We start from the raw sequence: 2,842 nt of genomic DNA, 5'->3' as shown, positions 1-2,842 counted from the left end.
CCCTACAACTTCACTCTCTACGTTGATGCTGAGACCGATGGCAAGTTCATCTGGGTATCCTACACATCGACAGTCGAGGGGAACGAGGAAGTATACATTATGGGCTCACCCGACGGCTTTAACTGGAGCAAGCCGATAAGGTTGAGCAGAAATATAGAGTATATCAAATCCCTCGAAAATCCGTTTAACTTCAAGTGCGATCAGAAGGATCTGTTCATCGATAAAGACGGTAGGGCTATCGTCGTTTACCATTCTGCTATTTACTCTCCAAAAACGACGATGTGGGTTGTTTACGGTAAACCGGAGTTAGGAAAAATGGAAAAAAGAATAAAGTATAACATCACCCTCCCTTACGCATCAAAGAAAAATTCCGCGGAAATTGAAAGAATTCCAATCGTCGGAACAATTACAACCTTGCTATCAGCTATAATTGCAGCTTACAAAAAGAAAAGCGAAGACAAAACCTTTAAATCCAAAAAGTAAAACCAAAATTCAATGAAATTCATCGAAAACGTTTCCACCCTCAGTGCAGCTCTGATAGGTTCTGCTATCTTAATTCTATCCCTTTACTCGTTCTACATTGATTATTACACCAACAAACCCATGCTCAATCTCGCCATAGATATAGCTCTGTTATTTCTTTCGGCTGTAATCGTCGGTGGCAGCCTAAACATAAGGAGAAAACTCGTTACATACAGAGTTACAGCCGAAAAAACCTTCAACGAGGTTATATACACAAGATTGAAGCCGATCATGGAAGAGGTGGCTCTCGGAATCATGGAAATAAACTCCATGAGAAAAAAGCTTGAGGACGTAGAAAAAAAAGTTAGCACGATAGAAGAACTGGCTACAGCTCAAAAGCTGACTCCGGAGCAAAAACTAAACTTCTACTTTAGAGCGTTGATCGTCATGATATTCTACCTCGGAACGTTCATTTATCTAATGCAGTACACGCTACCCCAAAACTACCTCATCTCGATTCTTCTATTTCTCTACTGGTGGCTCTTCATAACCTACGAATACGACATATTCCACAGAGGAGAGGCTTTGGTGATGCTCGCAGCTCCGGTTTTAATAGTCCCCTCCCTCTACATCTTAATCAGAGTTACTCTCGGCATAGCCGCAGCTCAGGGAATTATCTTTCTCGCCTCCGCGCTGTACGCATATTATTACTACACGATAGCGAAAAGAATCGTCGGTAGTGAAGAAGAAAGCGTATTTGGAAAATTCAAAGCAGCAATTGGCAGATTTAAGAAAAAACATCCCTGAAAGTCAGGTAAAGGTATGCGGAGATCGCTATCACTATAACAGCCAGAGCGTATTTTTTGAAAAGGTCTACTAAATTCTTGTAAAAGAGGTATTCCTGGCCATAGGGCGTTATGTCCCTGAGCTCCTTAGCTTCAAGTATAAAGTAGTTGCCAACACCCTTAACTACCACTGGTTTTCCGAAGATCGCCACCACTTCTCCCAGAATCTTGCTTCTGTGCACCGGAGTAGAGTCTGGGCCAGAAGCGTCGCCGCCGGTGTAAATTAAATCTCCTTTAACTTTCAGAACCCTGTGAGTAACCGGAAGATTTGTGTCTTCTCTTATAAACATCACTATGTCTCCTTCCTTCGGATCAACGAAGATATTCTGAACCAAAACCAGGTCGCCCCTCTCAAAGGTGGGGTACATGCTGTTGGAAACAACCGCAGCCCAGAATATTTTCATAGTAAAAGCAAAATATAACATGACGAAAAATATCGTCAATTCAACAGCTGCTACAGCAATTTTTCTCTCAACACTAACCTCCCTAGCTTTTATCAATTCCCTGACTTTACTTTTGAGCTTTGACATCCTAAAATTTTGCCTGAACTCCTCTCTGTAGTTGTAAACTACGTATCCGCCTATAGATATCAACAGTATTACAGCCTGTTCCACGGTCAAAACCATGCAACCACCCTGAGCAGCACTGCGATGATCAAATAAAGTATGAGAACATCTATTAAAAGTTTTAAGCTGTCTTCTGTAATCTCGATCTTCTTTGCCTTTTCTTCATTGTCAGATACCCTCCGCATCGCAACCTCAACAACTGGTTCGGGCAATCCTAAGGATTCGGCTATATCTTTCGGATCTTTCTTTCCCTTCCTGATTTCTCTGCTAACCAGAATTTCGTAATCCGACCTCATCTCCTCAAGTATATTCTGACAGCTATGAGCAGAGCTAAAACTCCGACTAAAGCTGCTATAAGCCCAGCGTTTTCCCTTCTCTTTTCCAAAGGCTTCGGAGTTTCAACGGCTTTAGTGACGTTCTTTTCCTCTTCCTTGGCAAAGAAAACTTTCGACACTTCTCCAGCCACAACCTTATAAGCACCCTCCTTTTCCGGAACGTAGGTGAATTCGATGTACTTTACTTCGTTGGTATAGAATTCCATGGTTTCGTTGTAAACTTCTTCATCGTTTATGTAAACCAAAACCGGAACCTTTCCGGCTCCTCCTTCGTTTTTGACCTCTACAGAAATCTTTACCTCTTCCCCAACCCTAACTATGAAGTCGCTGACAGTCAAATTGAAATACTTCAACTCCGGCGGAAGGCGCAATTCCGTCTTTAATTTTATCTCAACAGTCTTGTTTATGCTGAGGTCGAAAAAGCTTCGATATATTTCGTTGACCTTCTCCAAAGCATACCTATCCTTTAATTTTTCATCTCCAAACCAGTAATCGGTTACATCGATTATCAAAATTCCCCCATTTTTAACGAAATCTTCCAATTCACTTAATTCCGGCTTATCGGTAACGTAGAAAAGAATGTCAATGCCTTCCAGCTCATCCTTTTCGACAACGCCACGATATTTTATGGGTG

4 protein-coding genes and 1 pseudogene are annotated in these 2,842 nt (G+C 41.8%); 2 read left to right on the top strand and 3 right to left on the bottom strand.

Annotated features, from left to right (window positions below):
- Together F7C14_RS00235 and F7C14_RS00230 are read left to right on the top strand one after the other, a co-directional pair.
- Positions 1-483 (top strand): hypothetical protein (locus F7C14_RS00235; RefSeq protein ID WP_290898320.1); only part of this gene is annotated, 483 nt, incomplete at its 5' end.
- Positions 484-495: 12 nt separating this feature from the next.
- Positions 496-1,269 (top strand): hypothetical protein, encoded by a 774-nt coding sequence (locus tag F7C14_RS00230; RefSeq protein WP_290898317.1) that lies wholly within the window; start codon positions 496-498, stop codon positions 1,267-1,269.
- Here the strand turns inward: F7C14_RS00230 and F7C14_RS00225 are convergent.
- The 3 genes and pseudogenes from F7C14_RS00225 to F7C14_RS00215 all read right to left on the bottom strand — a co-directional run.
- Positions 1,250-1,933 carry a signal peptidase I gene (locus F7C14_RS00225; protein WP_290898314.1) on the bottom strand — a complete coding sequence of 228 codons (684 nt, stop codon included), beginning with the start codon at positions 1,931-1,933 and terminating at the stop codon, positions 1,250-1,252. The two genes, F7C14_RS00230 and F7C14_RS00225, sit on opposite strands and share 20 nt — an antisense overlap.
- On the bottom strand, positions 1,924-2,169 hold the full coding sequence (locus F7C14_RS00220; RefSeq protein WP_290898310.1) for a hypothetical protein: 246 nt from the start codon (positions 2,167-2,169) through the stop codon (positions 1,924-1,926). The genes F7C14_RS00225 and F7C14_RS00220 overlap by 10 nt, the downstream gene beginning before the upstream one ends.
- Positions 2,166-2,842 (bottom strand): annotated as a pseudogene (locus F7C14_RS00215) (hypothetical protein); the annotation flags it as partial. The pseudogene F7C14_RS00215 and the gene F7C14_RS00220, both read right to left, overlap by 4 nt.

Origin of the sequence: Ferroglobus sp., from assembly GCF_015521575.1 — an archaeon.
In the GTDB taxonomy this organism is placed as follows: domain Archaea; phylum Halobacteriota; class Archaeoglobi; order Archaeoglobales; family Archaeoglobaceae; genus Ferroglobus.
Note: the sequence above shows the minus strand (reverse complement) of the source record. Positions and strands in the feature narration are given on the sequence as shown.